Annotated in this window: 20 protein-coding genes and 1 pseudogene; 11 read left to right on the forward strand and 10 right to left on the reverse strand. The window is 73.2% G+C overall.

Annotated features, from left to right (window positions below):
• The first annotated feature begins 153 nt into the window (after positions 1-153).
• The 5 genes from ACH4ZA_RS33260 (at position 154) to ACH4ZA_RS33280 (ending at position 6,023) form a co-directional block, all read left to right on the forward strand.
• Positions 154-831, forward strand: a complete 678-nt coding sequence (locus ACH4ZA_RS33260) for a FadR/GntR family transcriptional regulator (RefSeq protein WP_398433013.1) — start codon at positions 154-156, stop codon at positions 829-831.
• Complete coding sequence (locus ACH4ZA_RS33265; RefSeq protein ID WP_398432979.1) at positions 828-2,267, forward strand: amino acid permease; 1,440 nt, start codon at positions 828-830, stop codon at positions 2,265-2,267. Before ACH4ZA_RS33260 ends, ACH4ZA_RS33265 begins: the two co-directional genes overlap by 4 nt.
• A 44-nt stretch (positions 2,268-2,311) precedes the next feature.
• On the forward strand, positions 2,312-3,328 hold the full coding sequence (locus ACH4ZA_RS33270; RefSeq protein WP_398432980.1) for an asparaginase: 1,017 nt from the start codon (positions 2,312-2,314) through the stop codon (positions 3,326-3,328).
• 286 nt (positions 3,329-3,614) lie between these two features.
• On the forward strand, positions 3,615-5,027 hold the full coding sequence (gene aspA, locus ACH4ZA_RS33275) for an aspartate ammonia-lyase (protein WP_398432981.1): 1,413 nt from the start codon (positions 3,615-3,617) through the stop codon (positions 5,025-5,027).
• A gap of 57 nt (positions 5,028-5,084) precedes the next feature.
• Positions 5,085-6,023, forward strand: coding sequence for a glutaminase (locus tag ACH4ZA_RS33280; RefSeq protein WP_398432982.1), 939 nt, complete (start codon positions 5,085-5,087; stop codon positions 6,021-6,023).
• A 152-nt stretch (positions 6,024-6,175) separates the two neighbouring features.
• Here ACH4ZA_RS33280 and ACH4ZA_RS33285 read toward each other — a convergent pair whose 3' ends face one another.
• Together ACH4ZA_RS33285 and rho are read right to left on the reverse strand one after the other, a co-directional pair.
• The gene (locus tag ACH4ZA_RS33285) at positions 6,176-7,510 is read right to left on the reverse strand and encodes a D-alanyl-D-alanine carboxypeptidase family protein (RefSeq protein ID WP_398432983.1); all 1,335 of its coding nucleotides are present in this window, start codon (positions 7,508-7,510) and stop codon (positions 6,176-6,178) included.
• Positions 7,511-7,596: 86 nt separating this feature from the next.
• Positions 7,597-8,854 (reverse strand): annotated as a pseudogene (gene rho, locus ACH4ZA_RS33290) (transcription termination factor Rho).
• 247 nt (positions 8,855-9,101) lie between these two features.
• On the opposite strand from rho, the gene ACH4ZA_RS33295 reads away from it, so the two are divergent.
• The gene (locus ACH4ZA_RS33295; RefSeq protein WP_398432984.1) at positions 9,102-10,010 is read left to right on the forward strand and encodes a hypothetical protein; all 909 of its coding nucleotides are present in this window, start codon (positions 9,102-9,104) and stop codon (positions 10,008-10,010) included.
• Positions 10,011-10,016: 6 nt separating this feature from the next.
• Here the strand turns inward: ACH4ZA_RS33295 and ACH4ZA_RS33300 are convergent, their stop codons facing one another.
• The gene (locus tag ACH4ZA_RS33300) at positions 10,017-10,424 is read right to left on the reverse strand and encodes a nuclear transport factor 2 family protein (RefSeq protein WP_398432985.1); all 408 of its coding nucleotides are present in this window, start codon (positions 10,422-10,424) and stop codon (positions 10,017-10,019) included.
• Between the two features lie 80 nt (positions 10,425-10,504).
• Here ACH4ZA_RS33300 and ACH4ZA_RS33305 point away from each other — a divergent pair, with 80 nt between their 5' ends.
• A complete protein-coding gene (locus ACH4ZA_RS33305; protein WP_398432986.1) occupies positions 10,505-11,068 on the forward strand; it encodes a PadR family transcriptional regulator in 564 nt (187 codons plus the stop codon).
• Between the two features lie 5 nt (positions 11,069-11,073).
• Positions 11,074-11,844: a class I SAM-dependent methyltransferase gene (locus ACH4ZA_RS33310; protein WP_398432987.1), complete on the forward strand. Its 771-nt coding sequence runs from the start codon at positions 11,074-11,076 to the stop codon at positions 11,842-11,844.
• On the opposite strand, the gene ACH4ZA_RS33315 is transcribed toward ACH4ZA_RS33310, so the two are convergent.
• The 5 genes from ACH4ZA_RS33315 to ACH4ZA_RS33335 form a co-directional block, all read right to left on the reverse strand.
• Positions 11,822-12,595, reverse strand: coding sequence for a GntR family transcriptional regulator (locus ACH4ZA_RS33315; RefSeq protein ID WP_398432988.1), 774 nt, complete (start codon positions 12,593-12,595; stop codon positions 11,822-11,824). The genes ACH4ZA_RS33310 and ACH4ZA_RS33315 overlap by 23 nt on opposite strands.
• A 298-nt stretch (positions 12,596-12,893) precedes the next feature.
• A complete protein-coding gene (locus ACH4ZA_RS33320; RefSeq protein ID WP_398432990.1) occupies positions 12,894-14,060 on the reverse strand; it encodes a serine hydrolase domain-containing protein in 1,167 nt (388 codons plus the stop codon).
• A 154-nt stretch (positions 14,061-14,214) separates the two neighbouring features.
• Complete coding sequence (locus ACH4ZA_RS33325; protein WP_398432991.1) at positions 14,215-15,183, reverse strand: acetylxylan esterase; 969 nt, start codon at positions 15,181-15,183, stop codon at positions 14,215-14,217.
• A gap of 87 nt (positions 15,184-15,270) precedes the next feature.
• Positions 15,271-15,858 (reverse strand): hypothetical protein, encoded by a 588-nt coding sequence (locus tag ACH4ZA_RS33330; RefSeq protein ID WP_398432992.1) that lies wholly within the window; start codon positions 15,856-15,858, stop codon positions 15,271-15,273.
• Between the two features lie 166 nt (positions 15,859-16,024).
• Positions 16,025-16,450 (reverse strand): MarR family winged helix-turn-helix transcriptional regulator, encoded by a 426-nt coding sequence (locus ACH4ZA_RS33335; RefSeq protein WP_398432993.1) that lies wholly within the window; start codon positions 16,448-16,450, stop codon positions 16,025-16,027.
• A 269-nt stretch (positions 16,451-16,719) separates the two neighbouring features.
• On the opposite strand from ACH4ZA_RS33335, the gene ACH4ZA_RS33340 reads away from it, so the two are divergent.
• Entirely contained in the window at positions 16,720-17,547 is an 828-nt protein-coding gene (locus ACH4ZA_RS33340) for a putative protein N(5)-glutamine methyltransferase (RefSeq protein WP_398432994.1), read from the forward strand.
• On the opposite strand, the gene ACH4ZA_RS33345 is transcribed toward ACH4ZA_RS33340, so the two are convergent.
• Both ACH4ZA_RS33345 and ACH4ZA_RS33350 read right to left on the reverse strand, forming a co-directional pair.
• Positions 17,540-18,214, reverse strand: coding sequence for a hypothetical protein (locus ACH4ZA_RS33345; protein ID WP_398433014.1), 675 nt, complete (start codon positions 18,212-18,214; stop codon positions 17,540-17,542). The genes ACH4ZA_RS33340 and ACH4ZA_RS33345 overlap by 8 nt on opposite strands.
• 158 nt (positions 18,215-18,372) lie before the next feature.
• Positions 18,373-20,436: a SpoIIE family protein phosphatase gene (locus ACH4ZA_RS33350; protein WP_398432995.1), complete on the reverse strand. Its 2,064-nt coding sequence runs from the start codon at positions 20,434-20,436 to the stop codon at positions 18,373-18,375.
• Positions 20,437-20,679: 243 nt separating this feature from the next.
• On the opposite strand from ACH4ZA_RS33350, the gene ACH4ZA_RS33355 reads away from it, so the two are divergent.
• Together ACH4ZA_RS33355 and ACH4ZA_RS33360 are read left to right on the forward strand one after the other, a co-directional pair.
• Positions 20,680-21,582, forward strand: a complete 903-nt coding sequence (locus ACH4ZA_RS33355) for a hypothetical protein (protein ID WP_398432996.1) — start codon at positions 20,680-20,682, stop codon at positions 21,580-21,582.
• 124 nt (positions 21,583-21,706) lie between these two features.
• Positions 21,707-22,075, forward strand: a complete 369-nt coding sequence (locus ACH4ZA_RS33360) for a hypothetical protein (RefSeq protein ID WP_398432997.1) — start codon at positions 21,707-21,709, stop codon at positions 22,073-22,075.
• The last annotated feature ends 88 nt before the right edge of the window (positions 22,076-22,163 follow it).

Raw genomic sequence — 22,163 nt, forward strand, 5'->3', positions numbered from 1 at the left:
CCTACGGGGGCGGGACGTTGCCTTTCAGGCCGCCCGCCCCTGAATTTTTGTCTTCAGACGCCTTGACAGGGCCCTCGGGCCACCCGGAGTATCTCTCCCGTGAACCTGTCAGACAGCCAGACAGGTGGTCGGGTGCCGCGGCGCGTCAGCGCCATGGAAGCGGTGCTCGTCCACCTCCGCGGCGCCATCGAACGCGGCGAGTACGCCATCGGCGACAAGCTCCCCTCAGAGGCGGAGCTCTGCCGCACCCTCGAGGTGTCCCGGCCCGTGCTGCGCGAGGCCCTGCGCGCCCTGCAGACCATGGGCCTGACGGTCGCCAGGACCGGCAAGGGCACCTTCGTGATCGCCAACACCGTCGAGGACCCCACCTTCGGCGACTACGCGGCCAGCGATCTGCTCGAGGTGCGCCGCCACGTCGAGATCCCGGTCGCCGGGTACGCGGCCCGGCGCCGCACCGCGGAGAACCTGGACCACCTGGCCCACCTGCTCGAGCGCATGGAGCGGGAGACGGACACCACCGCGTGGGTCGCGATGGACACCCTCTTCCACCTGGCCGTCGCCGAAGCCGCCCAGAACCCGGTCTTCCGCCGGGTCATCGAGGAGATCCGGGACGCACTGGCGCGTCAGTCGGCCTTCCTCAACGAACTGGGCGGCCGGCGCGAACAGTCCAACCGCGAGCACCGGGCGATCGTCGAGGCGCTGATCGACGGTTCCGAGACCGACGCCGTGGAGGCCATGAGCCACCACCTCGACCGCGTCGAGACCACCCTCACCGACATCGTCCGCGCCGCCGGCACGGACGCCCCCCTGGAAGGCGGACCCGAGGCGTGAGCGACCAGCACCTCAAAGACGAGACGCGACCCTCCACCCCTCACATCGACGCCGGAGACGAGGGCTACAGCAAGTCGCTGAAGTCCCGCCACGTCAACATGATCGCCATCGGCGGCGCCATCGGCACCGGCCTGTTCCTCGGCGCGGGCGGCCGGCTCGCCGACGCCGGGCCCTCCCTCTTCATCGCCTACGCGGTCTGCGGGATCTTCGCCTTCCTCGTCGTGCGCGCCCTGGGCGAACTCGTCCTGTACCGCCCCTCGTCCGGCGCCTTCGTGTCCTACGCCCGTGAGTTCATGGGCGAGAAGGGCGCGTACACGGCCGGCTGGATGTACTTCCTGAACTGGGCCACCACCGGCATCGCCGACATCACCGCGGTCGCCACCTACACCCACTACTGGGGCATGTTCTCCGACATACCCCAGTGGGTGATCGCGCTCATCGCCCTGGCCGTGGTCCTCACCGTGAACCTGATCTCGGTGAAGATCTTCGGCGAACTGGAGTTCTGGTTCGCCATCGTCAAGGTCAGCGCCCTGGTGATCTTCATGTGCATCGGGATCTTCCTGCTGGTCACCCAGCACCCGGTGGACGGCTCCACCCCGGGCCCCTCCCTCATCAGCGACAACGGCGGCATCTTCCCCAGCGGCCTGCTGCCCATGCTGCTGATCATCCAGGGCGTCGTCTTCGCCTACGCCTCCGTCGAACTGGTCGGCGTCGCCGCCGGCGAGACCGAGAACCCCGAGAAGATCGTGCCGAAGGCGATCAACTCGATCATGTGGCGCGTGGGCCTGTTCTACGTCGGCTCGGTGGTCCTGCTGTCGATGCTGCTGCCGTGGAACAAGTACACCTCCGGCGAGAGCCCCTTCGTGACGGTCCTGTCCAACGTCGGCATCCCGGCGGCGGGCGGGGTCATGAACCTCGTCGTCCTCACCGCGGCCATGTCCTCGCTCAACTCCGGCCTGTACTCCACCGGCCGCATCCTGCGCTCCATGGCGATGTCCGGCTCCGCGCCGAAGTTCACCTCGGTCATGAGCCGCAGCCAGGTCCCCTACGGCGGCATCCTGCTCACCAGCGGCATCTGCGTCCTCGGCGTGGGCCTGAACTTCGTCGTCCCGGCGGACGCCTTCGAGATCGTGCTGAACTTCGCGGCGATCGGCATCCTCGCCACCTGGGGCATGATCATGATCTGTCACCTCCTCTTCTGGCAGAAGACCCAGAAGGGCGAGCTGACCCGCCCCGGCTACCGGCTGCCGGGCTCCCCCTGGACCGAACTGGTGACGCTCTTCTTCCTCGCCTCGGTCCTGGTCCTCATGTACGCCGACGGCGGCGCCGGACGGACCACCGTGCTGTGTCTGCCGCTGATCGTCGCGGCCCTGGTCGCCGGGTGGTACGGCATCCGCCGCAACCTCGCCCGCACCTCGTCCGAGGCCGACCTGTGACCCGGCCGCCGGCCGCCGACCGCCCACCAGTGATACAGGCAGTGATGTACAGCAGTTCCCTCGCCGACGCCCCCGTGATCCGCGAACCCCTCCACACACCCGTCGCCCACCTGGTCCGCGGCGGGGTGACCGAGGGCGTCCACTACGGCTCCGTGGTCGTCCTCGGCGCCGGCGGCGCCGTCGAGCTCCAGCTCGGCGACGTCGAGGCCGCCTTCTATCCGCGCTCGGCGCTCAAGCCGGTCCAGGCCGTCGCCATGGTCCGCGCCGGGCTGCCGCTCGACGGCGAGCTCCTCTCGCTCGCGGCGGCCAGCCACTCCGGCGAGGAACGCCACCTCGCCGGGACCCGGCGCATCCTCGAGCTGGCCGGCGTCACGGAGGACGACCTGCGCAACGTCGAGGACCTGCCGTACGCCCCGGCGGTCCGCGACGACTGGATACGGGCGGGCCGCGCGCCCTCCCGCCTGGCCCAGAACTGCTCCGGCAAGCACGCGGCCATGCTCTACACCTGCAAGCTCAACGGCTGGTCCCTCGACGGCTACCTCGACCCGGAGCACCCCCTCCAGCAGGCGATCGCCGAGATCGTCGAGGACCTCACCGGGCAGCGCATCGCCCGGGTCACCGTCGACGGGTGCGGCGCACCGCTGTTCTCCGTCTCCCTGCACGGCCTCGCCCGGGCCCTCTCCCGCGTCATCGCCTCCGCGCCCGGCACCCCCGAGGCACGTGTGGCCGACGCGATGCGCGCCCATGCCGAGATGGCCTCCGGCGCCGGCCGGGACGTCGCGGCCCTGATGCACGCCGTGCCCGGGCTGCTCGCCAAGGACGGCTTCGAGGGCGTCGAGGTCGCCGCGCTCCCCGACGGCCGAGCCGTCGCCGTCAAGATCTCCGACGGTGCGAACCGCGCCCGCGTCCCGGTCACCGCGGCCGCCCTCGTCCGGGCCGGCGTCGACCCGAGCCTTCTCACCGCTTTCGCGGGCGAGCCGCTCCTCGGCGGGGGCGAGCCGGTGGGCAGCCTGCGACCCGTCCGGGCACTGGACCCGGTCACCGTGCGGGCCTGCGCCTGACGACTCCGGTGGCCACCGAGTGTGCGCGGTGGCCACCGGCGGACCGCCGGCTCCCACCGGCCGTCCCTCCCACCGCAGACCCGGCCGGGCCCCGCGCCCGGCCGCCCGACCGCCGGTCCGGTCACCACCGGACGGCGCCCGACCGGCTCGGGCGGACGCCACCCCGCACCGCCCGAGCCGGCCGCCACCTCGAACCGCCCGAGCCGGCCGCCGCCCGACTCCACCGGACTCCGCCTCCCTCGCACGTCCACCCTCAGCGCCAGCCTCAGAAAGAGGTCGCACCCTCATGACCACCGCCGTCACCCGCAGCGAACACGACCTGCTCGGAGACCGGGACGTTCCCGCCGACGTCTACTGGGGTGTCCACACCCTGCGCGCCATCGAGAACTTCCCCATCACCGGCACGTCCATCTCCGCCCATCCCCACCTGATCGACGCCCTCGCCGCGGTCAAGGAGGCCGCTGCGCTGGCCAACGAGGAGCTGGGTCTGCTCGAGCCGGAGAAGGCCGCCGCGATCGTCGCCGCCTGCCGCGAGATCCGCACGGGCCTGCTGCACGACCAGTTCGTCGTGGACGTCGTGCAGGGCGGCGCGGGCACGTCGACCAACATGAACGCCAACGAGGTGATCGCCAACCGGGCGCTGGAGCTGCTCGGCCACGCGAAGGGCGAGTACCGGTTCCTGCACCCCAACGAGCACGTCAACCTCGGTCAGTCCACCAACGACGTGTACCCGACCGCCGTCAAGGTGGCGACGGTGTTCGCGGTGCGCGGACTGCTCGACGCGATGGCCGTGCTGCAGGATTCCTACGCCCGCAAGGCCGTCGAGTTCCGCGACGTGCTCAAGATGGGCCGCACCCAGCTGCAGGACGCGGTGCCGATGACGCTCGGCCAGGAGTTCTCCGCGTACGCCGTCATGACGGACGAGGACCGCAGCCGTCTCGCCGAGGCCGTCGAGCTGATCCACGAGATCAACCTGGGCGCCACCGCGATCGGCACAGGACTCAACGCGCCCGCGGGATACGCCGAGTCGGCCCGCAGCCACCTCGCGCGGATCACGGGGCTGCCCCTGGTGACCGCCGCGGACCTGGTCGAGGCCACCCAGGACTGCGGCGCGTTCGTGCAGATGTCCGGCGTGCTGAAGCGGATCGCCGTCAAGCTCTCGAAGAGCTGCAACGACCTGCGGCTGCTGTCGTCCGGGCCGCGCGCCGGCCTCGGGGAGATCAACCTGCCGCCGGTGCAGGCGGGTTCGTCGATCATGCCCGGCAAGGTCAACCCGGTGATCCCCGAGGTCGTCAACCAGGTCGCCTTCGAGGTGATCGGCAACGACGTCACCATCACCATGGCCGCCGAGGCCGGACAGCTCCAGCTCAACGCCTTCGAGCCGATCATCCTGCACTCCCTGTCGGAGAGCATCACCCACCTGCGTGCCGCCTGCCTCACCCTCGCCGAACGCTGCGTGGACGGCATCACCGCCAACACCGAGGCGCTGCGCGCGAGCGTGGAGAACTCCATCGGCCTGGTCACCGCCCTCAACCCGCACATCGGGTACACGGCCGCGACCGAGATCGCCAAGGAGGCCCTCGTCACCGGCCGGGGCGTCGCCGAACTCGTCCTGGAGAAGGGACTGCTGCCCGCCGAACGCCTCGCCGGACTGCTGCGCCCCGAGGTGCTGGCGGGCAGCGGCCACACCCTGGTCTGACCCGGGCAGACCCCCTGCGACCTGCGACGAACGCGCCAGGAACGGTACGGAGGCACAATGGTGATCATGACAACGACGTCGTCCCTCGCCTTCCAGCCGGTCCTGGAGCGGATCGCCGAGGAGATGGAGCGCACCCCCGGCCGCGGCCGGCCCGCCGACTACATCCCGGCGCTCGCCGCCTTCGACCCGCGCCGCTTCGGCATGGCCGTCGCGGAGCTGGACGGCACGGTGTACGGCGTGGGGGACTGGCGGGAGCCGTTCTCCACACAGTCGCTCACCAAGGTCTTCACCCTCGCGCTCGGCCTCGCCCGCGAGGGCGACGAACTCTGGGAGCACGTGGGCCGGGAGCCCTCCGGCAACCCCTTCAACTCCCTGGTGCAGCTGGAGTACGAGGGAGGCATTCCGCGCAACCCGTTCATCAACGCGGGCGCGCTGGTCGTCACCGACCGCCTGCAGACGCGCAGCGGCGACGCGGCCGGCGAGCTGCTGGAGTTCCTGCGCGCCGAGAGCGGAAACCCCGGCCTCGACTTCGACGAGGAGATCGCCGCCTCCGAGGCCGCGCACGGCCACCGCAACGCCGCTCTCGCCCATTTCATGGCGTCGTACGGCAACATCGACAACGAGGTGCCGGTCCTGCTCGACCAGTACTTCCGGCAGTGCTCCCTCACCGCCTCCTGCGCCGACCTCGCCCTGGCGACCGGCTTCCTCGCCCGGCACGGCGTGCGCGCCGACGGCGAGCGGCTGCTCACCAGGAGCCAGGCCAAGCAGGTCAACGCGGTCATGCTGACCTGCGGGACGTACGACGCCGCCGGCGAGTTCGCCTATCGGGTCGGCCTGCCGGGCAAGAGCGGAGTGGGCGGCGGCATCATCGCCGTCGTGCCGGGCCGCTGCACGCTGTGCGTGTGGAGTCCGGGCCTCGACGAGCACGGCAACTCCGTGGCGGGAGTGGCCGCGCTCGACCGGTTCACGACGCTCACGGGACTGTCCGTGTTCTGACCTCGCCCTGCCTTCGCGGGGACGGTCCGGGACCGGCCCGCGCCGGCCGGGTGGCTCAGCGCCGCGCTGAGGGAAGCGGGCAGGGGCGGAGCGCCCGCGGCCCGTCCCGCCCAGGGAGCCGCCGCCGTGCATGCGCGCCGTGGCCGCCGGGGTCAGTCGCGGGTGAACCGGCGGCGTGCGACCCACAACACCGCCGCCACCGCCGCACCGCCGAGGACGGCCGCGCCGGCGATCTCCGCGACCGCCGTCCATCCAGAACGCAAGGACGGGTCCGCGGAGGCGACCGCGGCCGGCCTCACCGCCGGTGTCCCCGCCGGGGGCGGCGTGGACGACGGAGCCGGCGGGGACACCGGCGCCGCCGTGGCCGCCTGCGGAGGAGTTCGCGTGGGCGCCGGGGTGAACGCCGGCTCCGGTCCGGCGACGGGGGGCGGCGGGGTGCGCAGTGCGTCGAGCGAGCCGACCGGTTCGACACGGCCCGCCGCCTCGAACCCCCAGTCGAGCAGTTCCCGCGCCTCCTCGTAGACGGCGTGCCCGCCGCCCGCCTGAGGGTTCATCACCGTCACCACGAGGCCCTGCCCGCCCCGGCGGGCGGCGGCCACCAGGGTGTTGCCGGCCTTGCTGGTGTAGCCGTTCTTGATCCCGATCAGCCCGGGGTACGGTTCGACGCCGTCGTGCCCGGTCAGCAGCCGGTTGGTGTTGGCGATGCCGTACGACCAGCCGTCGCCGCCCGGGAACGAGGCCTCCGCCGTGCCGCAGTAGCGGGCGAAGTCGGCGTTGCGCAGCCCGTCCCGGCCGAACACGGCCAGGTCGAACGCGGAGGAGACCTGGCCGGGTGTGTCGTATCCGTCGGGGGAGCGGACGTGGGTGTCCAGCGCGCCGAGGGAGCGGGCCTTCTCCTGCATCCGGGCGGTCGTCGCGCTCCAGCCGCCGCCCAGGGCCGCCAGCACGTGCACGGCGTCGTTGCCGGAGTTGAGGAACACCCCGCGCCACAGGTCGGCGACCGAGTAGGTCTGCCCCTCGGCGACCCCGACCAGGCTGCTGCCCGGCCCGATGCCGGCGAGTTCCTCCTCGGTGACCCGGTGCCGCAGGCCGGCGGGCAGCACCGGCAGCACGGTGAGGGCGAACAGCGTCTTGAGCGTGCTGGCGGGGGGCAGCTTGCGGTGGGCGTGCGAGGCGGCGAGCACCTCACCGGTGTCGGCGTCCGCGACCAGCCAGGACAGCGCGGAGACGTCCGGGACGTCGGGCACGCCGTCGTGCGGCCTCACCTGGACGCCCGAGCGGTACAGGACCCCCGTCCGCGAGGCCTGCGCGCGTGCGGCACGGGGCCCGGCGGCGAGCGCGGCTGCGGGGGCCGGCCCGGGGGCGCCGGGCGGCCCCGGGTCCGCCGAAGCCGGGGCGACGGCCGCGACGGGACCGAGGGCCAGGGCGCCCGCCGCGCAGAACACGCCCGCCGAGAGAGCGACCCGAGAGGAGAATCCGATCGTCATACGATCAACCTAGGAACGGTCGCCCTCTTCTCCGTCCCGCCCGTGCCGAAGGCGACCCGGCGAGCACCCCAATGGGGGACCTCCCCTCAGCCGGTCGGCAGGGTCGGCTGGATCAGCCGCAGGAAGGCGGCGTTGTCGGGCGTCTGCCGCAGCCGTTCCAGCAGCGCCTCCAGGTTCGCTCGGCCGTGCGCGGTCTGCAGGGCCCGGCGCAGACCCCGCGCCGCGGCCGACTCGGCGGGGGAGAGCAGCAGTTCCTCGCGGCGGGTGCCGGAGCCGTTGACGTCGACCGCGGGGAACACCCGCCGGGAGGCCGGCTCGCGGTCCAGGCGGAGCTCCATGTTGCCGGTGCTCTTCAGTTCCTCGAAGTAGAAGTCGTCGGCGCGCGAACCCGTTTCGACCAGGGCGGTGGCGAGGATGGTGAGTGACCCGCCCTCCTCCGCCGCGCGCGCCGCGCCGAAGAACCGCTTCGGGCCGATCAGCGCGGTCGCGTCGACGCCGCCGCTGAGGGTGCGGCCCCCGGCGGCGGCCGCGTTGTTGTGGGCCCGGCACAGCCGGGTCAGCGAGTCGAGGAGGATCACGACGTCCTCGCCGGCCTCGACGAGCCGCTTGGCCCGCTCGACCACCAGGTCGGCGAGGGCGATGTGCTGCCGGGGCGCCTGGTCGAAGGTCGAGGCGTACACCTCGCCGCGCACGGAGCGCCGCATGTCGGTGACCTCCTCGGGCCGCTCGTCGAGCAGCAGGACCATCAGCCGGGCCTCGGGGTGGTTGCCGGCGACGGCGGCGGCGATCTGCTGGAGCAGCACGGTCTTGCCGGTCCTCGGCGGGGCGACGATCAGCCCGCGCTGACCCTTGCCGACGGGCGCGAGGAGATCGATGACCCGCCCGGCGAGTCCGGCCGCGGGGTGTTCCAGGCGCAGCCGGCGGTGCGGGTGGAGCGGGGTGAGGTCGCGGAATTGGCGGCGGCCGCGGAGCTCGCCGGGCGCGCGGCCGCCGACGCGGGTCACCTCGGTCAGGGTGCGCTGGGCGCCGCACACACCTTCGACGAGGTCGCCGCCGCGCAGTCCGTGACGGCGGATCAGCGCCGCGGGGACCTGGACGTCGTCCGGGGTGGGGAGGCAGTCGAGCGGGCGCAGGCGGCCCTTCCCGCCGGCGTCGACGTCGAGGACGCCGGCGACGATGCGGACCGGGGGCTGTTGGTGGACGGAGGGCTGTTCGAGAGTGGGGGCGGTCATGGTGTGTCCTTTGACGGCGGGAGGCACGGGGGCGTGCGGGAAGGAAGAAGGGAGCAGCCGCGGGAGAAGGGCGCGACACGCGCCTGGGGCGGCGGGAACCGCATCTCGTCACAGCGCACTGCCGTGTCGACGAGGTGTGGTGTGGAAAGGCCGCTGCACCGGCCGGGAACGGCGGGTGGCTCGGCGGACAGAGAGAATCGGCACCGGCGTCCAAGAAGGACGTACACAAGTGCCAGTCGTACTGTAGCACGCCGATGGACGCGCGTGGATTCTTCCGTGGTTTGCCGCAGATGTCCTCAGAGGGTAACGATCGGTGACAGCAACGGACTTGACTGCTATGTGTGCATTATCTTCACGTCATGTCCACGCCGTCTCAGCCTCCGCAGCAGCCGGAGCCGCCGTCCGGGGCGCCGGCCCAGCCGAGCGCGTACCCCTATCCGAATCCGCAGTCACCCGCCCCCGGCGGGCCGTTGGGGTTCCCCCCGGCGGCGCCCGCCTCCCCGTCCGCCCAGCAGAGCGTCTACGCCCAGCCGACCCTGGTCGGACCCCTGGCCCAGCCGCAGCCGCAGCCGCAGCCCGGCAACCCCTATGTCCAGCCCGGCCAGTACCCGGTCGTCGGGCCGCCGCCGCCGACGGGCGGGGGCCGCGCGGGGCGGGCGGTCCTGTGGGCCGTCGTCGGCGCGGTGGCGGCGTCCGCCGCGTGGGCCGCGGGCGTCTTCCTGATCCCCTCCGGATCCGACGTCGACCTGCGCGGCTACTCGGCGCCGGTCAACCTGTGCAACTCCACCGACTACTCGTCCTTCCGGACGGAGTACGCGGCGAACGACAGCACCCCGACCCACAACAGCCTCGGGGACGACGCCCTCGACGAGGTGCTGTGCAACCTCAGCCTGAAGAAGACCGGGTCGAGCTACGCGGACGCGTACCTGTACGTCCAGCTGGACCTGCACAAGAAGACCGACCCGGGGCCGGAGTTCACCGCCACCTGGAAGAACTACTCCGAGAGCCACTCGGGTTACGACGTGGAAGCCGTGACGGGCATCGGCGACGAGGCCTATCTCGTCAGTGACGACACCACGTCCTCCTCCTCCTCGAGCGGTTCGCTGTACGCCACCCTCGCCGTGCGCGACGGCTGGGTGACCTACACGATGAGCTACAGCGCCTACTACTCCTCGTACAGCACCGACAAGGACCCGCCGACGCTGGGCGAGGTCTCGGGCTGGCTGAAGACCGACTCCCGGGCCACGCTCGCCGACCTCAAGGACTGACGCCCCTCAGGAGGCGGAGGCCGCCCGCGCCTCCGCCTCCTTCGCGATGTCGTCGAACCGTGCGCCCATGGCCGCCGCGAGGGCCTGCGCACCGGACAACGGGCGGACCATGACCGTCAGTTCGTCGATGAGGCCGTGCTCGTCGACGTGGATGAAGTCGCAGCCCGTGAGCCGGCGTTCCCCCACCCGCGCCGAGAAGACCAGGGCGTGTTCGCGCCCGTCGCCGCCCGCCAGTTCCTGTTCGTAGCGGAAGTCCTCGAAGACCTGCGACACCGCGCGCAGGATCGCCGCCGTGATCGCCTTGCCGGGGTAGGGCTTGAAGACGACCGGGCTGGTGAAGACGACGTCCTCGGACAGCAGCGCCTCGACGGCGTCGAGATCGCCTGCCTCGACCGCCTCGCGGAATGCGCGCATCGGATCTCCTCGTTCGCAGCGATAGTAAATTTGTTGATTAGGTGCGACTGAGAATAATCACCTGCTGTTACCGTGTCCATATGTCCCTCAAGTACGCCGTCCTGGCCGCTCTCCTGGAGGGCGAGGCCTCGGGTTACGAGCTGTCGAAGATCTTCGACGTCTCCCTCGCGAACTTCTGGCCGGCGACCCCGCAGCAGCTCTACCGCGAACTGGAGCGCCTCGCCCAGGACGGCCTGATCGAGGCACGGATGGTGCGGCAGGAGCGCCGGCCCGACAAGCGCATGTTCACCCTCACCGGTGCCGGCCGCGCGGATCTGAGCGCCTTCGCCGCCGCGCCGACCCGCCGGCCCACCGCCCTGCGCGACGAGCTCCTCGTCAAGATCCAGGCGATGGACGGCGCGGACCCCGGGGCGACGCGCGAGCTGATCGAGGAGCGCTTGAGCTGGTCGCGCGGCAAACTCGCCCGCTACGAGCGGGTCCGCGACCGCCTCCTCGACGGGCGCACCGAGGACGAGTACCTGAGCGAGGCCGAGCGGATCGGCCCCTATCTGACCCTGATCGGCGGCATCGCCTTCGAGGAGACGTACGTGCGCTGGTGCGAGCGGGCCCTCGCGCTCCTGAAGCGGCGGACGGCCGTAGGCTGACGTCGATGTTCAGCCCCGAAGGCCCCACGCTGCGCGAACTCGCCGTGCAGGCCCTGTCCTCCGTCGAGCACGGCTACGACCTCCTCGCGCCCAAGTTCGACCACACGCCGTTCCGCACCCCGGACTCCGTCCTCGACGCGGTCGCCGCGGCGCTGAAGGTCACCGGCCCCTACGAGGACGGACTCGACCTGTGCTGCGGCACGGGCGCCGGGGTGGACGTCCTGGCGACGGTGTGCCGGTCCAGCGTGACCGGCGTCGACTTCAGCGCCGGCATGCTCGACGAGGCGCGCCGGCGAGCCCGGGCGGCCGGCCCGCGGGTCTCCTGGGTGCGTGCGGACGCCCGCGCCCTGCCGTTCACCGCCCGCTTCGACCTCGTCGTCAGCTTCGGCGCGTTCGGCCATTTCGTGCCCCGCGAGCTGCCGGGCCTCTTCGCCCAGGTGCACACCGCGCTGCGGCCGGGCGGTCGCTTCGCCTTCCCGGTCGTCGCGCCGCCCCCGCCGTCCTCCCCCCTGTACTGGGCGCTCCTCGGCTTCGACGCCGCGATGCGGGTGCGCAACGCCCTGTGGCGGCCGCCGTTCGTCATGTACTACCGGGCCTTCCGGCTCGGTGAGGTGCGGCGCGAACTGACTCGGGCCGGATTCCGGGTGGAGCAGCGCGCCCTGCCCGCGTTCGGGGTGCGCAGGGACGGCAGTCCACGGGTCCGTCTGGTCGAGGCACGACGGGCGGACCCCGGCGCCGACGGTCCGGACGGGGTCACCCGGCCGCCGGCAGGGTGAACGCGTAGACCAGCGCCTCGCGCCGGGTGTCCACCACCAGGTCGGTGATCTCCAGCGGGCGCGCGTACTGGTCGTGCACCCGCCGCGTCACGCGCATCGACGGCGCGTCGTCGAGATGGGTGATGCAGTCCCGGTGGTGCAGGGTCAGGCCCGCCCGGCGCATCCAGTCGTAGGCGCGCCCGAGCTGTGCGGCGCCGCCCGTGCCGGCGCGGTCGCGGCAGCGGGCGAGCTCCGCCACCTCCGCCACGGCCACCGCGGAGAAGGACGTGACCGCCGTGCGCAGACCGCCGCCGTCGGCGTCGGCGGACTCGTAGCGATGGACCAGCGTCGGCCGGTCCGGGGCGAGTCCGAGCGCCTCGGCGTGTTCGGGCGGCGGCGGCTCCCAGCTGACCGCCGTCCGGGCCGTCGCGGGGGCGTCGTCCGCGGACGACGCGCCCACCGGGAAGGCGAGGAACGCCGCGGCGCCCGCCGTGGACGCCCCCTGTGGCCGGCCGCGCGGCGGGCTCGCCCGCAGGGCGACGCGGCTGCCCCGCCGGTCGGTCTCGACGAGACCGTCGTGGCGCAGCACCTGCAGTGCCTGCCGCACGGTCTCTCGGCTGACGCCGAATTGCCCGGCCAGCCGGCGTTCGCTCGGCAGCCGCTCGCCGGGTGCCGGCGTGGTGTGCGACGCGCCGAGCAGCTCCTCGGCGATCCGCCGGTACAGGGGCCGGTCGTCGGTGGACGGGGGGACGAGGGTGGTGCTGCGGGCCATGCCGCGCGCCTCCTGTGAGTGACGTGCCGTAGTCGGGCGGAATCGGTGCGCCACCAGATCTGGCATTGGTCTAAACCAGCAGGGAAGGGCGGCGCGACCGATCGGCCGAAACCCGACCGCCCCGCCGCGGCCCCGCTGTGTCACCACGCGCCCCGCCCGGGCCGCCGTCCCCGCTGTGTCGCCCCGCGCCCCCCGGGCCGCCGTCCCCGCCTCCTTCGCGGCGTCGCCCCGCACCCGCGCCCGGCCGTGCCGCACCTCGCCCCCCGCAGGCCGTGGCGCGGCTCGGCCGGGCCGCCGCTCACAGGGCGCCGTAGAGGGCGTCCACCAGTGCCGTCTTGCGCGGGTCGTCGGCGATGTGCGGGCCCATGCGGTTCATGACGTATCCGAGCGACACGCCGGCCTCGGGGTCCGCGAGCCCGCAGGAGCCGCCGAAGCCGTCGTGTCCGAAAGCGCGTGGGTTGGGTCCGTAGGAGCCGTTCGGGCCGCTGAGCCAGAGTCCGAGCCCGATCTCCGTCTCGTGCGCGAAACCGGCCCCCAGCACCAGGTCCCGGCAGCTGCCCTGGCCCTCGCGCACCCGCTCGGCGGCCTCGGGGGACAGGATGCGCCGGCCGCCGTACGCGCCCCGGCCGGCGAGGATGCCGTAGAGCGCGGCGACCGCCCGGGCGGTGCCGTGACCATTGGCGGCCGGGATCTCCGCGGCCCGCCACTCGGCCGAGTTGGCCTCGACCGCACCCGCCAGGGGGTTGGTCAGCGCGGCGATGGCCGCGGGCGCCAACTGGCTGAAGACAGCAGCCTGTTCACTGGACGGGGCGGTCTGCGGGTGCACCAGCTCGGCGGCCCGGGCGGACTCCTTCCCGGGCAGCCCGATCGTGAAGTCGACGCCCAGCGGGCCGGTCACCTCCCGCTCCAGGAAGGCCCCCGGCAACAACCCCGACACCCGCCGTACCACCTCCCCGACCAGGAAGCCGTAGGTGAGCGCGTGGTATCCGGAGCGGGTGCCCGGCTCCCACCAGGGCTCCGTGGCCGCGAGACGCGCGGTGGTCAGCTCCCAGTCGTAGAGCTGGTCGAGCGAGTGCGGTTCGCGCAGCCCCGCGAGGCCCGCGCGGTGGGACAGCAGATGCCGCACCAGGACCCCCTCCTTGCCCGCCGCGGCGAATTCGGGCCAGTAGGCGGCCACCGGTGCGTCGAGGTCGATCAGGCCCCGGTCGGCGAGGATGTGCGCGCACAGCGCCGTCGGCCCCTTCGAGGTGGACCAGACGTTGACCAGGGTGTCCCGCTCCCAGGCGCGGGTGCGGGCGGCGTCGGCCCAGCCGCCCCACAGGTCGGCCACCGTCACCCCGTCGAGCGTGACGCTCACCGCGGCGCCCAGTTCGCCGCGCTCCCGGAAGTTCTCCTCGAAGGCGGTGCGCAGCGCGGCGAACCGCGGATCGCAGTGGCCGTGAACCTGGGGCACGTGCTCGGACATGGATCCTCCGTGGTCCGCCGGAACCCCGGACCGCGACGGTGCGGCCCGGATCCACCGAACATACCGACTGGTCGGACTGGAGGGAAGCGGGCCGGAGCGACTACCTCCCCGCCCCTCCCGGGAGGAAGCCGCTCCCCGCCGTCGCCCGGCCCGCTCAGGCGTACGCGCGCAGCCAGCGCAGCTTGACCGCCTGCTGGAAGGGGCCGCCGCCCTCGTGGTCGTTGAAGTCGTACACCTCGATCGCCTTGTCGTCGTGGGCCCACGCGTTGAAGGCGGCGAACACGGTCGACGGCGGGCACGTCTGGTCCTCGAGGGCCGCCGAGAACAGCGCGGGCGCCGTGCCGCGGGCGGCGAAGTGCACGCCGTCGAAGTACGACAGGGTGCGCAGTGCGTCCTGCGTGCGGCCGCGGTGCGTCTTGAGGAACAGGCCGATCTCGCGGTAGGGGTGACGGTCCGTCAGGGTGGCGGCGCGCGGGAAGTCGCACAGGAACGGCACGTCCGGCGCGACGCCCGCGAGGTCGGGCACCAGAGCGCCCACCGCTATCGTGATGCCGCCGCCCTGGCTCCCGCCGACCGCCACGGTCCGCGAGGCGTCGGTCAGCGGGTGTGAGCGGGCCGCCTCGATCGCGCGCACCGCGTCCGTGAACACCCGGCGGTAGTAGTAGTTCTCCGGGTCTTCGATACCCCGGGTCATGAATCCGGGGTACGACGGCCCGCCGCCCACCGGGTCCGCGGTGCCGCCCCCGCCGCCCCAGGCGCTGCCCTGGCCGCGAGTGTCCATGACGAAGTGCGCGCGGCCGCTCGACGCCCACAGCAGGTGTTCGTGCGGCAGTCCGCGCCCGCCGCCGTAGCCGACGAACTCCACGACCAGCGGCAGCGGTCGAGCCGTGCCGGCGGGCAGCGTCAGCCAGCCCTTGACCGGGTGGCCGCCGAACCCGGCGAACGTGACGTCGTACACCTGCACCGTGGTCAGACCCGTGTCGACCGGCTCGAAGCGGGCGTCCAGGTCGTGCTCGCGGGCTTCCTGCAGGGTCTTGGACCAGAACGCGTCGAAATCCTCCGGCTCCGGGGAGGCGCTGCGATACGTGCGGAGCTCTTCGAGCGACAGGTCGAACAGGGGCATGAAGGACCGCCTTTTGTTAAGTGCCCGTACGAATGATCACACCGTACGGCGACGGCGGGAAGGCCCGCCAGCCTCCGGCGGGGAGCCTCAGGCGGGCCTGCGCCGGCTCCACTGCGGTTCCGTGAGCGCCCATTCCCGCTCCCATTCGCCGAGCCGGCGCCGCATCGCCAGCCGGCGGACCACGGCGTGCCCGAGCAGGACCGTGGCGGCCGCGCCCCCGGCCACGCACACGCCCATGGTGAGGGTCTGCTGCCACACCATCGTGTCGTTCGGCGGCGGCGCGACGTCGCGGCCGTGCGCGTCGAACCACACGTCCACCGTCTGCCCCTGACGCGTGCCCGCCGGCACCCGTGCGGGGGCCGTGCGGGCCGGCTCGCCCGGCGGCGTCCAGCGCACGGTCGCCCGGACCGTCTGATGCCGCCCGCCCTCCACCGACGGCATCGTCTGCGGCACGCGGCCGACGACCTCGGCCCGCACCCGGTGGCGGTCGGCCTGCTGCCGGGCCGCGACCGCCCGTGCGTCGTCGTGGGCCCACTGGCCGGCCAGCGCTCCGGCCAGGGGCGCGGCGACGAGCAGCAGCACGGCGACGACGAGCGTCGCCCACGCCTCCACGACGTCCGAACGCCGCCGCAGCGGATTGTGCCGCCAGCGCCAGCCACGCACCCGGGTTCGCATGTCGACCTCCTCGCCGTCACGCGGACGGGTGCCCCCATGGGCGTACTACCCCGTCTGGAGTACATGGTTTCACGCATCGTTCACGACGGCTCGCCGACGGAGCCCCGCCCGGCCGGGCCCACGCGGGGGCGCTCGGACTCACGCAGGGACCGCCGGTCACGACGACTCAGGGGGCCGTCCAGCCGTTGTACCGCTCCAGGTAGCGCGCGAACCGTTCCAGGTCCTCCGGCGGCCACTCGGCGAGGCGTTGGCGGAAGGCCGCGCGGCGGCTCTCGGTGACCTGGGCGAGGATGCGGCGGCCGGCGTCCGTGAGGTGGAGCACCTGGACGCGGTGGTCCTCCGGATCCTGACGGCGTTCGATCAGGTCGGCCCGCTCCAGGGCGGTGACCTGGCGGCTGACCGTGGACTTGTCCAGCGCGTAGTGCGCGGCGAGGTCGGTCGCCCGGCAGCCGCCGCTCTCCTCGAGATGGCCGAGCAGGGTGTACGACACCAGTGACAGTTCGGGGTGCAGCCGGCCCGCCGAGGCCCGCGCCCGCCGCGCGAAGACCGTCATCTCGCGCTGGATGGTCTCCACGGCCTCGGCTTCCTGCATGGCCACTCCCCACGCTCCCTCACCCGTCTGGTTGCACAGTACAACTCGGACGGGGGCGAGCGCTCCGGAGAGCGGCCCGTGCTTGCGGTAGGGTGGCCGCCGGCTGCGGAGGTCCCCAGTCGCGCGAAGTTGAGGGGGTGAGACCCATTACCGCAGTGTCAGGTCGGGTGCTCCTCTCTCGTGACGGCGTCAGCCGCCGTTCCTAGGCGGTCCAGGGAGCGCCCTTCGGATCCCGAAAGGCTCCCCGCTCCATGCCTTCCACGCCTTCCATGTCTTCGCCCTTCCCACCCGACGCGGACGCCTCACCGCGCTCCTCCTCTCCCGTCCTCTCCCGCGACGCCCTCGTCGCGGTGCTGCGGGCAGGCGGATGCGTCTTCGCCGAGGAGGAGGCGGAGTTGATCCTCGCCGCCGCCCGGACCCCCGACGAGGCCGCCGCCATGGCGCGGCGGCGCGCGGCAGGTCTGCCCCTGGAACACGTCGTCGGATGGGCCGAGTTCCACGGTCTGCGCGTCCGCGTCGAGCCGGGCGTCTTCGTGCCCCGCCGTCGCACCGAGTTCCTCGTCGACCAGGCGCTCGCCGCGGCGCCGCACGCGTCCGTCGTCGTCGACCTGTGCTGCGGTTCCGGCGCGGTCGGCGCCGCGCTCGCCGCCTCACTCGGGCAGATCGAGCTGCACGCCGCGGACGTCGATCCGGTGGCCGTGCGCTGCGCCCGCGGCAACATCGCCGGTCACGGCGGACACGTGCACACGGGGGACCTGTTCACGGCGCTGCCGGACCGGCTGCGCGGCCGGGTCGACATCCTGGCCGCCAACGTGCCGTACGTGCCCACCGGCGAGGTCCCGCTGCTGCCGCCCGAGGCCCGCGAGCACGAACCGCTCGCCGCCCTCGACGGCGGCGGCGACGGACTGGACGTGCTGCGCCGGGTCGCCGCCGAGGCGCGCTGCTGGCTGGCCCCCGGCGGCTGCCTGCTCGTGGAGACCAGCGAGCGTCAGGCGACGGCCGCGGTCGAGGCGTTCGTCCTCGGCGGTCTGACGGTGCGGGTGGCGCGCGACGAGGACCTGTACGCCCATGTCGTGGTCGGGACCCGGGTCAGGTAGCCGCTCCGCCGTCCGTGGGGCCCGCGGAGCGGTCGCCGCCCCCGCGGCCCCACGGACCGTGACCGGGGAAGCCGCCGTGCCGGTCGTCCCGGCGGTGCTCGTCGCGGGAGCCGGACAGCACACGGTCGGCCGTGTAGGCGTCGCCGGAGCGGGTCCCGACGACGGACACCGTGTCGCCCTTCTTCGGCGCGTGGGCGCCGGAGGAACCGCGGTCGGACGCGGTGGCGTCGGGACCGAGCTTCCAGGTCCACGAGGCGCCGTCGTCGCTCCGTACGGTGATCCGGTCGCCGTCCGCCTTCTGCACCGTGCCCCGCTGCCAGACGCGGACCACCCAGTCGCCGGTGGCGGGGTCCTTCACGGTCGCCTCGCCGTGGGCCGCGTCGGCGAAGCCGGACCACGGGCCGCCGTGGCCGTGCCGCTCTCCGGGCCCGTGCGAGGAGGAGGCGGAAGGCGACGCGGAGGGCGGGCCGCCGGAGCCGTCGGAGGCGGCCGCGTACGCGACGGTGCCGCCGAGGGCCAGGACCGCGACGGTCGTCGCCGCGATCACGGCCCGTCCGCGGGGCGACCGGCGCCGCCACGGTGTGCGCAGGCCGAAGTGGTGGTGTTCCTCGGCGCCACCCGGCCCCCCGAGCACCTCGGTGCGGTCCGGCTCGTCGGGCTGCTGCATCACGGCTCACGCTCCTCGGCCACGACGGCATCGTCACTGACACGCCTGCCTGTGATTGTCCGTGGGGACGGGTAAGGAGCCCGTAACGAAGAGCTGTGAACCGGGCACGGCCGCGGCTGGCGCTGCCGCCGAGCCGGATCTCGCTGCCCGGAGCTCTCTCACTGCCGAGGCAGGGCCCGCGCCACCAGCAGGGCCACGTCGTCGTGGTTGTCGGGGTGGTGCAACGCGCTGAGCAGCAGGTCGCAGACCTCCTCCAGAGGCCGCGCGGGATCGTCGAGCAGCGCCAGGAGCGCCTCCAGCCGCTCGTCCAGGGAGTGGGTGCGGGTCTCCACGAGGCCGTCGGTGTACAGCACGAGCTGGTCGCCGGGGGCGAAGTCGACGTCGGTCGTGGAGAACGCCACGCCGCCCACGCCCAGCGGCGCGCCGGTCGGCAGGTCGAGCAGCTCCGGCGGACGCCCCGGGCGCACCCACGCCGGCGGCAGATGCCCGGCGTTGGCGATCCGGCATCTCCCGAGCCGGGGGTCGTGCACGGCGTACACGCAGGTGGCGATGGAGTGGTCGAGGCCCTGGGTGATCCGGTCCAGATGTTCCAGGAGCACCGCCGGGTCGAGGGCCAGCGAGGCCAGCGTCGTCGTCGCCGTGCGCAGCCGGCCCATCGCGGCGGCGGCGTCGATGCCGCTGCCCATCACGTCGCCGACGACGAGCGCCGTCTTGCCGTCCGGCAGCGGGATGACGTCGAACCAGTCGCCGCCGACCTCGGTGGTGGCGTCCGCGGGCTGGTAGCGGGAGGCGACCTCGAGGCCGCCCGTGACCGGCGCATGGCTCGGCAGCAGGCTGCGCTGCAGTGTGAGCGCGGTGGTGCGGGCGTTCTGGTACCAGCGGGCGTTGTCGATCTGGACGGCCGCGCGGGCGGCCAGCTCGCGGGCGAGCAACAGGTCGTCGCGGCTGAACGGCAGCGGATTGCGGGTGCGTTTGAGGTCCAGGGCGCCCAGTACCTCGCCCCGGGCGATGAGCGGAACGGCGAGATAGGAGTGCACGCCGGCGCGGGCCAGCAGGCCGACCGCGTCCGGGGAGCGGGCGATGTGCCCGAGGTCGTCGTCCTTGACGTGCGCCACCATGACCGGCCGGCCGGAGCGCACGCACTCGGTGATGAGGCGGTCGGGCGCGTAACGGGCCACCTGCCCGGGCTGGTCGGCCGCCCGCAGCGCGTCCGGCTCGTCGACGGCCTGTACCGCGAGGGCGCGGATCACCGCCGACTCGGCGGGCCCGAGGCTGGTGCGCCGGCCCGTCACCACCGCGTCGAGCAGATCCACGGCGGCCACGTCCGCCAGCTCCGGGACGGCCACCTCGGCCAGTTCGCGCGCCGTGCGCTCGAGGTCCAGGGTGGTGCCGATGCGGGTGGAGGCGTCGGCGATCAGCGCCAGTCGGCGGCGGGCCGCCTCGGCCTCCACGGCGGCCCGGTGCCGGTCGGTGACGTCCCGGACCGAGACGGCCACTCCCAGCACCGTGCCGCGGACGTCCTCCAGCCGGTACAGGGAGAGCGACCAGGCGTGCTCCTGGTCCGGGTCCGCCGGGGTGCGGCCGGTGGTGGACCGGTCGACGAGCGGTTCCCCGGTCCGAAGGACCTGACGCGCCGCGGCCTCCAGGGCGTCCGCGTCGAGTCGGGGCAGCACCTCGCGGACGGTCCGGCCGATGTGCTCCTCGGCCGGCAGCCCGTTGATGCGCTCCAGGGCCGGGTTGACGGAGACGTACCGCAGGTCGGTGTCGAGGACGGCGAGACCGTTGGGGGACTGCGCGACCATGCGGGTGGACAGGGCGACGTCCCGCTCCAGCCGCCGCACCGTCGTCTGGTCGGCGGCGAGGCCCAGGGCGTAGACGCGGCCCCGGTCGTCCATCAGCCGCATGTTGCGGAACTCCACGAGCCGGGTGGTGCCGTCCTTGCGCCGGATGGGGAACGCGCCCGCCCAGCTCTGGCCGGTGGCCATCACGTCCGCGAACAGTTTCACGACGAGGTCCACGTGCCGTTCGTGGACCATCACCCGGGCCGCGAAGCGCCCGAGCGCCTCCTGCGCCGAGTAGCCGAACAGCTCCTCCGCCTGAGGGCTCCACAGCGCGATACGGCCCTCGGCGTCGAGGACCACCGAGGCCACGTTCAGGATGTCCAGCAGTCCGCTGGGCCCGCTCGGGCCGCCGTCGGCTGCGGACGATCCGGCTCCGCTCATGCCACGCACCGCCTCCGCACGTCGATGCGGCACGCCGTCCCCCGTGCCGACTCCCCCTGTTCTACCGCGCTCAACCCATTTCTCCCACGCCTTCGGCGGCCCTTCTCCATGCTCCTCCAGTACGGCTTCGCGCGCTGTTCTCCTCAGAGCCCGAACCCGGCCATGAGTTTGGTCTGTACATGCCCATCGCGGCCGGGCCAGACTGTGCGCCGAGCGCGCCCACCCCCCTTGACGAGGAGACATATGCCCCTGCGCCCTGCCCGCCGCCGAAGCCCCCTGGCCGGCTCCGCCCGCGCCGCCCGCGCCGCCGCTCTCGCGCTGGCCGTCGCGGCGGTCGCCGCCTTCTCGGCGGCCCCGCCCGCCGCGGCCGCCGACATCTGGACCGAGGTCGGCTCCGACCGCGCCGACCCGCTGACCGAGAGCCAGGGACTCGCCTCCGTCGAGGCGCCGGCGAACAGTGCCAACCGCTACACCGGCATCGGCACCATCCCCTTCGCCCTGTCGGTGCGGGGCTGGAACCACGTCGGCGACCCCGACGCGACCTACGGCGGCTATTACGTCGAGCCCTACCAGAGCGATTCGTCCGGCTCGAAGATGTTCCGCGTGCAGGCGCCGGGCGGGGCGTGGTCGGAGTACGTCCACGCGCTCGGCCCGGGTGAGGCGCTGAACAACTCCTGGGTCGCGATCACCGCGGACAGCCAGTGGATGCTGTCGGGCGAGTGGGGCACCATGACCCGCTTCCTCGTGTTCCCGACCCCCGGCGCCAACGCCGCCACGTCGCCCTCCGCCGATCTGCCGCTGGCGTCGACGGTCCGTCTCGACCATGCCGTGCGGGACGTCCAGGGGTGCGACTTCACCGGCCCCACCACCCTGCTGTGCGCCTCCGACGACCCCGCGGGGACGCTCTTCGGGATCACCAAGCCGCTCCTGCAGATCGATCTGTCCGCCGCGCCGAACGGCGCCTCGGACGTCACCGGTCACGTCACGGCCCTGCGCCAGCTGCCGCTGCGCAGCTCGTGCTCCGGGTCCTTCGAGGCCGAGGGGATCGACTACGACCGCAGGACCGGCACCCTGCGGGTGATCGTCGTCTCGCCGGGCTTCTGCGTGCTCACCGACAGCAAGACCTACCGCTTCACCCGAGGCTGAGCGTGGGGGCCGGCGACCGCTCCCGTCGCTGGTCCCGCTCGGAAAGTGATGCTTTTCTGGGGATGTGGCGCGGTTCGCGGGGAACCCGCACAGCCGCGCCACCGCCACGAGAGGAGCGATCACGATGGATCGCGAGCGATCGCACGAGGAATCCGTCTCCGTCGAGATCAGCGGATGCAGCAAGGAGGACGCCCGGATCGTGTTCGACGCGTTGAACGCCTGCTTCGAGTCGGACCGCGGCAGCGGCGAGGATCCGCAGCAGCTCCACGAGAGCCGGCCGATGGTCTGGCTGGGCACCTTCGAGGTGACCGAGGCGCGCGAATGCGCCGAGCCGGCCCGGCTGTCGTCCTCGGTCGAGGCCGACGCGCAGGGCAGCTACTGGGCCATCGAACGGCTGCGCTCCACGTTGGACTCGGTGTTCTCGGTGCGCGACCTCTCCTCGGCCTCCGGGGACCAGGAGCGCGAACTGCACGTCCTGCTCGAGAGCCGCTGAGGGGCGGACCGGCCGCAGGCCCCCCGCGACCGCGTCGCCGGTGACCTGCGGCACATCACCCCGGCCTGATTGTGCAACTAGTTGCACA

The organism is Streptomyces sp. NPDC020597 (assembly GCF_044335095.1).
GTDB lineage: Bacteria > Actinomycetota > Actinomycetes > Streptomycetales > Streptomycetaceae > Streptomyces.

What these genes read in the sequence shown, in the direction of transcription:
- ACH4ZA_RS33260 (WP_398433013.1), top strand. Translation starts at nt 154, where the DNA reads ATGGAAGCGGTGCTCGTCCACCTCCGCGGCGCCATCGAACGCGGCGAG.
- ACH4ZA_RS33270 (WP_398432980.1), top strand. Translation starts at nt 2,312, where the DNA reads ATGTACAGCAGTTCCCTCGCCGACGCCCCCGTGATCCGCGAACCCCTC.
- aspA (WP_398432981.1), top strand. Translation starts at nt 3,615, where the DNA reads ATGACCACCGCCGTCACCCGCAGCGAACACGACCTGCTCGGAGACCGG.
- ACH4ZA_RS33280 (WP_398432982.1), top strand. Translation starts at nt 5,085, where the DNA reads ATGGTGATCATGACAACGACGTCGTCCCTCGCCTTCCAGCCGGTCCTG.
- ACH4ZA_RS33285 (WP_398432983.1), bottom strand. Translation starts at nt 7,510, where the DNA reads ATGACGATCGGATTCTCCTCTCGGGTCGCTCTCTCGGCGGGCGTGTTC.
- ACH4ZA_RS33295 (WP_398432984.1), top strand. Translation starts at nt 9,102, where the DNA reads ATGTCCACGCCGTCTCAGCCTCCGCAGCAGCCGGAGCCGCCGTCCGGG.
- ACH4ZA_RS33300 (WP_398432985.1), bottom strand. Translation starts at nt 10,424, where the DNA reads ATGCGCGCATTCCGCGAGGCGGTCGAGGCAGGCGATCTCGACGCCGTC.
- ACH4ZA_RS33305 (WP_398432986.1), top strand. Translation starts at nt 10,505, where the DNA reads ATGTCCCTCAAGTACGCCGTCCTGGCCGCTCTCCTGGAGGGCGAGGCC.
- ACH4ZA_RS33310 (WP_398432987.1), top strand. Translation starts at nt 11,074, where the DNA reads ATGTTCAGCCCCGAAGGCCCCACGCTGCGCGAACTCGCCGTGCAGGCC.
- ACH4ZA_RS33315 (WP_398432988.1), bottom strand. Translation starts at nt 12,595, where the DNA reads ATGGCCCGCAGCACCACCCTCGTCCCCCCGTCCACCGACGACCGGCCC.
- ACH4ZA_RS33320 (WP_398432990.1), bottom strand. Translation starts at nt 14,060, where the DNA reads ATGTCCGAGCACGTGCCCCAGGTTCACGGCCACTGCGATCCGCGGTTC.
- ACH4ZA_RS33325 (WP_398432991.1), bottom strand. Translation starts at nt 15,183, where the DNA reads ATGCCCCTGTTCGACCTGTCGCTCGAAGAGCTCCGCACGTATCGCAGC.
- ACH4ZA_RS33330 (WP_398432992.1), bottom strand. Translation starts at nt 15,858, where the DNA reads ATGCGAACCCGGGTGCGTGGCTGGCGCTGGCGGCACAATCCGCTGCGG.
- ACH4ZA_RS33335 (WP_398432993.1), bottom strand. Translation starts at nt 16,450, where the DNA reads ATGCAGGAAGCCGAGGCCGTGGAGACCATCCAGCGCGAGATGACGGTC.
- ACH4ZA_RS33340 (WP_398432994.1), top strand. Translation starts at nt 16,720, where the DNA reads ATGTCTTCGCCCTTCCCACCCGACGCGGACGCCTCACCGCGCTCCTCC.
- ACH4ZA_RS33345 (WP_398433014.1), bottom strand. Translation starts at nt 18,214, where the DNA reads ATGCAGCAGCCCGACGAGCCGGACCGCACCGAGGTGCTCGGGGGGCCG.
- ACH4ZA_RS33350 (WP_398432995.1), bottom strand. Translation starts at nt 20,436, where the DNA reads ATGAGCGGAGCCGGATCGTCCGCAGCCGACGGCGGCCCGAGCGGGCCC.
- ACH4ZA_RS33355 (WP_398432996.1), top strand. Translation starts at nt 20,680, where the DNA reads ATGCCCCTGCGCCCTGCCCGCCGCCGAAGCCCCCTGGCCGGCTCCGCC.
- ACH4ZA_RS33360 (WP_398432997.1), top strand. Translation starts at nt 21,707, where the DNA reads ATGGATCGCGAGCGATCGCACGAGGAATCCGTCTCCGTCGAGATCAGC.